At 62.3% G+C, this 6,535-nt stretch carries 6 protein-coding genes and 1 pseudogene; 3 read left to right on the plus strand and 4 right to left on the minus strand.

What is annotated here, in order from left to right:
* The 3 genes from B7Z76_RS15820 to B7Z76_RS15830 form a co-directional block, all read left to right on the plus strand.
* On the plus strand, positions 1-787 hold a 787-nt coding region (locus tag B7Z76_RS15820), incomplete at its 5' end, for a PspA/IM30 family protein (RefSeq protein WP_227076029.1).
* The gene (gene pspAA, locus B7Z76_RS15825; RefSeq protein WP_048880637.1) at positions 784-1,068 is read left to right on the plus strand and encodes a PspA-associated protein PspAA; all 285 of its coding nucleotides are present in this window, start codon (positions 784-786) and stop codon (positions 1,066-1,068) included. The genes B7Z76_RS15820 and pspAA, both read left to right, overlap by 4 nt.
* A 76-nt stretch (positions 1,069-1,144) precedes the next feature.
* On the plus strand, positions 1,145-2,404 hold the full coding sequence (locus B7Z76_RS15830; protein WP_227076030.1) for a hypothetical protein: 1,260 nt from the start codon (positions 1,145-1,147) through the stop codon (positions 2,402-2,404).
* A 219-nt stretch (positions 2,405-2,623) separates the two neighbouring features.
* On the opposite strand, the gene tnpC is transcribed toward B7Z76_RS15830, so the two are convergent.
* The 4 genes and pseudogenes from tnpC to B7Z76_RS15850 form a co-directional block, all read right to left on the minus strand.
* Positions 2,624-4,156, minus strand: coding sequence for an IS66 family transposase (gene tnpC / locus B7Z76_RS15835; RefSeq protein ID WP_291345201.1), 1,533 nt, complete (start codon positions 4,154-4,156; stop codon positions 2,624-2,626).
* A 784-nt stretch (positions 4,157-4,940) separates the two neighbouring features.
* Positions 4,941-5,459 carry a hypothetical protein gene (locus tag B7Z76_RS15840; protein ID WP_240314326.1) on the minus strand — a complete coding sequence of 173 codons (519 nt, stop codon included), beginning with the start codon at positions 5,457-5,459 and terminating at the stop codon, positions 4,941-4,943.
* Positions 5,459-6,034 carry a peroxiredoxin gene (locus B7Z76_RS15845; protein ID WP_035188309.1) on the minus strand — a complete coding sequence of 192 codons (576 nt, stop codon included), beginning with the start codon at positions 6,032-6,034 and terminating at the stop codon, positions 5,459-5,461. The genes B7Z76_RS15840 and B7Z76_RS15845 overlap by 1 nt, the downstream gene beginning before the upstream one ends.
* Positions 6,035-6,045: 11 nt before the next feature.
* A pseudogene (locus tag B7Z76_RS15850) lies at positions 6,046-6,535 on the minus strand (mercuric reductase); the annotation flags it as partial.

Here is a 6,535-nt window from a genome sequence, read left to right on the forward strand (position 1 = left end):
CATGAGTTTTTTTGCCCGTCTGAAAACAATCGTTGCTGCCAAGGGCGACGCCGCGCTGGACCGAGCCGAAGTGCCGGCCGAAATGTTCAATCATGCCTATAATCAGATGAACGACACCCTGACCAATCTAAAGCGGGCGATCGTCGAGGTCGTGACTGCACGCAAACAGATCGAACAGCAGATCGACAGACTGGACCACCAGAACGCCACCATTGAGGGTCAAGCAAAGCAGGCGCTGACGATGGGCGACGAGACACTTGCACAGCAAGCCCTGGCGCGACGCGTGCCCTTGCTGGAGCAGCGCAAATCGCTGGAGAGCCAGCGGCAGCAGATGCTGAACAAGCAATCCGACCTCGAAGCGTCCAGTCACCGCCTTGCTGCAAAGATTGCCGCCTTCCGGATAGAAAAGGAGACCTTGGCGGCAACCGCAACAGCCGCCACCGCGCAGGTTGTCGCCGCGTCATCGGTGGCTGGCATCACGGAGGAAATGGGTTCAGTCAATGCCGCAATGGACCGCGCCCGGATGAAAATTTCGCAGCAATCTGCACGGGCCGATGCGCTCAGTGAAGTTGCCTGCCATCTCGATTTCGATACCGGCCTTCCGATTGACCCAGTCCAGTTGCAGCTCAACCAGGCAACCGCGAACGCTGATGTCGCCAGCGATCTAGAGCGGCTAAAGGCGCAGATGGGTTTGGCTCCCTCCAAACCAACCTCACTGCCCAGCCCTGCCCAGCCCAGCCCGCAGATCGACGGGATAATCGAACATCAGCAGGAGAACTCGAAATGATCATCCGCTCGTTTGGTCACGGGCAGTGTGAACTGCCCGAAATGCATGCCAGTGCCCTGGAGATGCTGGATCGCCGACTTCTGAATGCCCTCACTACCGACGACAGATCGGGTTACGACCAAGCATTGATTGAACTACACGATCTGCTCGATCGCAATGCCACGCCGGTGCCGGACGACTATCTTGGCACCTCTGACGTCATCGTGCCTGAACGCGGCACTGATTTTGCGGAAGCCGTGGCACTCGTGCTGCATGGCGATATCGTGCAAGTCAGCACCTGACCAAAACCAACTCCGCGGCTCCAAGGAGTTCCATACGATTTTGGCAGTACGGCCGGTAAAGCCTGAAAGATATACCATGAGCAACCAGACTACCGACAACCACATGCATCCAGGCTTCTTCGCACGAATGCGCGCCTTCATCCGAGGGGAAATTTCCGCCGAGACAATCGAATCTTACCGCACCGCTGGCGGTGTAGCCTACAGCTTCTTCATCGAGGCCGAAAAGAAGCGCGCCGACCTAGCTGATGGTGGTACGTCGCCATGGACGATGAGCGCAGGTGACCGGGCCTATTTCACTGCCGTCTGGATCGGCTTCTCGCTTCAGACCCTGGGCGATGCTTTCATCAAGGCGGATTATGACCTTGATCCCGAGACAGTCGGCTTCGTGCCGCGGATCACCGCCGAGCAGGTGGATCTGTTCTATTCGCACGTCGCAGACTTCCTGGCCTTCGCAGCTGCGGCTGCTGACAACAAGGATTATGTGCTGCCGGGACATCTACCGTTCGATCTGCCCGAATTCGTCGAGGCTGACCCGTGCCCGTTGGCGCATCTGGTCGCCATGTTGGCCGCAGGCCGGGTGATGGTCGAACACGCCGGCATTGCTGTCTCCGACGCGCTGCGCGCCACAAAGGACCGGCCGGCCGAATCTGCTGCTTTGCGCAGTCGGATAGCTGCCCTGCAATCGACCCATGACTCGGCACAGGCACTGCATCGTGATGGTTTCGTACCGACCCCGGAAATGCATATGCGGATCGAATCCCAGATCAAGTCGGTAATCCAGGAGGCGTTCCTGATAGGCCAGTTGGTCGTCCAACCCAACCTGTTGTCGGGCACCGCCTACAACCATCATACGGTGCCACAAGCATCTTCAGGCAACCCTTTTGACAATATTTTCACGCATGGAAAACGGCTGCCGCGACCGGGCAAACCGGGGTTCGACCTGTTCTGTCTGACCTCACCCAGTCACATCTCTCAGTTCAGGCGCGACCCGAAGGCTGGGCCTGCAATGGAATTTCTTTGGACGCATGACCCAAACCCGGACGAAACGCTCACCATCCAGGAGTCAATCTTGGCAGCTGCTAATCGCGGCGACATCAGCGACCGACAGAATGGCAAGACGGCGTGTTATAGCTGCTGCCCTTGGGCGGCGATCTATCTGGTGGTCCGGCCTGTGACTCTGGCCGGCCACCTTATGCGACCCGGTCAGGAATTTGTGTTCGACGTGTCGGCCGAAGAAACGGAGAGAGGGGGACCATTCAGGCGCGAACTTCTGATCGGCCGGTTCTCATCAACCACGAAGACCGATTATTGCACCGGCGGTGAAGATGACGATTGAGGCTCCGACTGCCATCGATACCGCTTCCACCGAGACGACCGAATCTTATCGTGCCGCCGCCGGTGGGGGCCCATTGCCTCTTTATCGAGGTCGAAATCACAACTGGCCCGGGGATTAGTCATGAAGTCTGTTCTACGTGCTGCGATCATGTGCAGTTTTGCCGTTGCCATTTATGCTCCGTAAGCGGGGCCTTGAGACCCTTGCGCGTGTGCGTGGCCGTCAGGCTGGGTGTTCGTCGGCCTGGGTCCAGGGCATCAGGTCGTCGATGCGCGAGTTTTGCCAGCCGTTGACGAGGCGGGTGAGCGTCTGGGCGAGATAGCGTTGCGGGTCGACGGCATTCAGTTTGCAGGTTTCGATAAGGGAAGCCACCGCTGCCCAATTCTCGGCGCCGTCGTCGTTGCCGGCAAACAGTGCGTTTTTCCGGCTCAAGGCGACCGGGCGCATGCTTCGCTCGATCGTGTTGGAGTCGATCTCGATGCGGCCGTCGTCGAGGAAGCGGACCAGGCCGTCCCAGTGGTTCAAGGTGTAGCCGATTGCCTCCGCGGTCGGGCCGCGGGCGAAGAGCTTCGCGTGTTGCGCCTTCAGCCAGATGCCCAGATCCGCGACCAGCGGAGCGCTGCGGCGCTGTCGGTGCGCGTGGCGCTCGGCCGCGTTCAGTCCCCTGATCTCCGCCTCGATGCGATAGAGCGCGGCGATGCGCTCGAGCGCCTCGGTGGCGATCGGCGCGGCACGGGTCTTGGCAAGATCGTAGAAGCCGCGCCGGACATGGGACCAGCAAAAGGCAAGCGCGCTCGGTCCGGTCCGGCCGGTCGGGTCGGCGAGCTTCTTGTAGCCGGCGTAGCCATCGACCTGCAGGATGCCGCGATAGTCGCCGAGCAGGGCGCGACCATGTACGTGCCCGCGGCCGGGCGCGTAGGTGTAGACCACCGCCGGCGGATCGGTGCCGCCCCAGGGCCGGTCGTCGCGCGCAATCGCCCAGAAGTAGCCGGTCCTGGTGCGTCCGCGCCCGGGATCGAGCACCGGCACCGTCGTCTCGTCGGCAAAGATGTGCGCCGAGGCCAGCATGATCTGCTTCAGTCGCGCCACCACCGGCGCCAGTTCCGCGGCCGCGGTGCCCACCCAGGCGGCCAGCGTCGAGCGATCGACGACCACGCCCTGGCGCGTCCAGATCTGCGCCTGACGATAGAGCGGAAGATGATCGGCGTAGCGGGCGACGAGTACATGCGCGACGGTCGCCTCGGTCGGAATGCCGCCGGCGATCAGCCGTGCCGGTGCCGGCGGCTGCACCACCACGCCCGAACAGGCCCGGCAGGCGAGCTTCGGCCGCCGCGTCACCAATACTCGGAACTGCGCCGGGATGACGTCGAGCCGCTCGGCACGATCCTCGCCGATCACCACCATGGCGGCCTGACAGCACGGGCAGGCGCTCGCCTCGGGCGCCAGATCGACCTCGATCCGTGGCAGATGCGCGGGCAGCTTGCCGCGACCGGCCCGGCGCTTCGCCGCACGCTCGCGACGCAGCGCCGGATCGGTCCGCTCCGCCTCTGCCTCGACCTTGGCGATCGCCGCTTCCGTATCCTCGAGGCCGAGCTGCAGCTGCGCCTCCGGCAGCCGCTCGGACTTCGCGCCATAGTGCAGGCGGCGCAGCGTGCGCAGCAGATGTTCCAACTGCGCGTTACGGACCGTCAGCGTGTCGCGTTCAATGACAACGGCATCCCGCTCGGCGGTAATGGCATCGCGCTCGGCCATCATCGCCAGCACCAGCGCGCGCAGTGCCGCGGCGTCGGTCGGCAGGTCCGGCTGGGTCGGTGCAGCGTCCGTCACACCGCGAGTCTAGGCGACCGCAATCGGCTTGGGAATCCTTCGCGTCGTCTGCACGCGCGACCAGTCCAGCCCGTCGAATAGCGCCGCGAATTCCACCGCCGAAAGGCGCATTACGGCCCGAAGTAACGGACGGCCCGAAATTGTAGCATAAGGGATTTTTAGGGGTGTCGGAAAACCATGTCGGATTGATCCCGGCATAGCCATTCAATCCGACATGGTTTTTCGTATAGGAATATGCTCGATTTCTGGGTTGATTCCGCCTTCAATTCGAAGTGTACGGAAAACACGTGTTTTCCGTCATCGCGCGATTCCGGCCTCAGAACCGCGCTCTCCGCTCAAACCCGCAGAAAACCTCGATCCCAACCAGTCAGCGTTCCCACTTTGTCCGCTTATGCTACAGAGTACGTCATCCAGGATCGCGGCCGGCAGCGTGTCCACCTTGCGAGCATTGCGTGCGTTCAGATCGAGCGCGCGCGGCTGATCGCACCGCACGACGCCCGTTGTTTTGATGCCGCTGATTCCATGCAACAACGCCAATTCGCGCCTGTCGGGGTCACCGGACGATTTGTTCAAAATTGCACGCTAAGCCGTCGAAAGCGGGAACGTGAAGGGAACATCTTGCGGCGGCTGGCTCTCTGTCTTTCGTGAGTAAAATCGCCCGACCCAGGGCGTTACCTGAGTCTGCACGCCGAGCCTGATGGCCGACGCAACCTCAACAGGCGCAGGACAGCGCCCGCTTAGCGCTGCCGTAGAGGCTCCAGACCATCAGCACGATTGCGACTCCGTAGATTTCGCCCTCATGCGTCGCGATGAAGCCTTGGATCGGTACGCCGAACCGCCCGGCCGCCGGCAGGATGGAGGCGATCGCCGCGATGCCGAGCGGCAGGATCGGCGTGCAGCAGAGCAGCGCGGGCAAGGTTGCAAGTATCGCCCCCAATACGCTGCCGGCCGGGCGCACCCGCCCTCCTTGGCGGAGGCCGTAGACGCCGAGCGCCACAGTCAGCGTCAGGAGGGCAGCCATGATCAGCGCAAGGACGAACTCGCCCGGCGTCAGAAAGCGGAGCGAGACCAGCCCGAGCGTACCGCCCGTGCTGGTTGCGGGCAGGAGAACCGCATAGAAAGCGAGCGTCGCAAGAAAGAGCGCAATCGTCCCCACCACGGCACGACGGGAACCGAGTGCCATCTGCACGGCGCGCGGCACGACCATCGCGCGCTGGTAGAGACCCGCCATCACGGCGCGGCTTTTGGCTGGATAAAACGCTCGATCTTGCCGAACGTGGCGGACGGCGTCGAAGAATCCACCGCAATGCGGCCGTCCGGCGCGATGACCTGATAGACATCGATATAGTGGTGCGGATTATAGAGGTCGAACAATGCCTTCGTGTCTTCTCCGATCACGAAATGCGGGTCGTTCAGAAGCTTCGGCGCGACCTCTTCGACAAACTTGTGCATGCTGGCGTCAGGTTGGTAGCCACCATTCTTGTAGTCGCGCAACACGATGATCGTGATGTCTGACTTATCGATCTGCGCCTGATGTTGTGCGAAGGTCTTGAGTCCGGCCTTGCAGCTCGGACACCAGGTGGTGACCTGCCAGACCACGAGCGGATGGCCCAGATAGGTTTTCAGCTCGACGTTCTTTCCACCAACGGTGAATGGCGCATTGCGTGCTGCCATGTTTTGTGGTGCCGGCGCGTTGGTTGGTCCCATCTTGCCCGTAGGCGCGGCCATCGCGGTCGCCGAGGCGAGACCGAGAAAGACCACGCTGGCAAGCAAAGCCGTTCCATGTGAGGCGTTGGGTCTTGTCATTGGTGTTTTCTTCACCCCGCGCAGCAGGACAGTTGTTTCACGTCCTTGGTGAATGTCTGTGCCGCGAGCTTGATCCCCTCGTTCATCACCAGGTACGGGAACAGCGTGTCGCCAAGCTCTTGCACCGTCATGCGATGGCGGATGGCGAGTGCCGCGGTCTGGATCATTTCCCCGGCATTGTGGGCGAGGATTTGCGCGCCGATCAGCCGGTTGCTGCCTGCTTCGGCGACCAGCTTTACAAAGCCGCGCGTATCGAAATTGGCGAGCGCGCGGGGCACATTCTCCAGATCGAGACGGCGGGCGATGGTCTCGATCCCTGCCGCCCGCGCCTGCCCCTCGTCGAGACCGACCGTCGCGACCGACGGATCGGTGAAGATCACCGCCGGGACCACCGAAAGGTCGAGGCTGGCCTCTCCGCCGGTCATGTTGACCGCCGCCCGCGTGCCGGCGGCCGCGGCGACATAGACAAGCTGCGGCATCGTGCTGCAATCGCCGGCCGCG

Source organism: Acidiphilium sp. 20-67-58 (genome assembly GCF_002255515.1).
Classification (GTDB): Bacteria; Pseudomonadota; Alphaproteobacteria; order Acetobacterales; family Acetobacteraceae; genus Acidiphilium.

Excerpts from the sequence above, each read along its gene's own strand:
- pspAA (WP_048880637.1), top strand. The coding sequence starts at position 784 with ATGATCATCCGCTCGTTTGGTCACGGGCAGTGTGAACTGCCCGAAATG.
- B7Z76_RS15830 (WP_227076030.1), top strand. The coding sequence starts at position 1,145 with ATGAGCAACCAGACTACCGACAACCACATGCATCCAGGCTTCTTCGCA.
- tnpC (WP_291345201.1), bottom strand. The coding sequence starts at position 4,156 with ATGATGGCCGAGCGCGATGCCATTACCGCCGAGCGGGATGCCGTTGTC.
- B7Z76_RS15840 (WP_240314326.1), bottom strand. The coding sequence starts at position 5,459 with ATGGCGGGTCTCTACCAGCGCGCGATGGTCGTGCCGCGCGCCGTGCAG.
- B7Z76_RS15845 (WP_035188309.1), bottom strand. The coding sequence starts at position 6,034 with ATGACAAGACCCAACGCCTCACATGGAACGGCTTTGCTTGCCAGCGTG.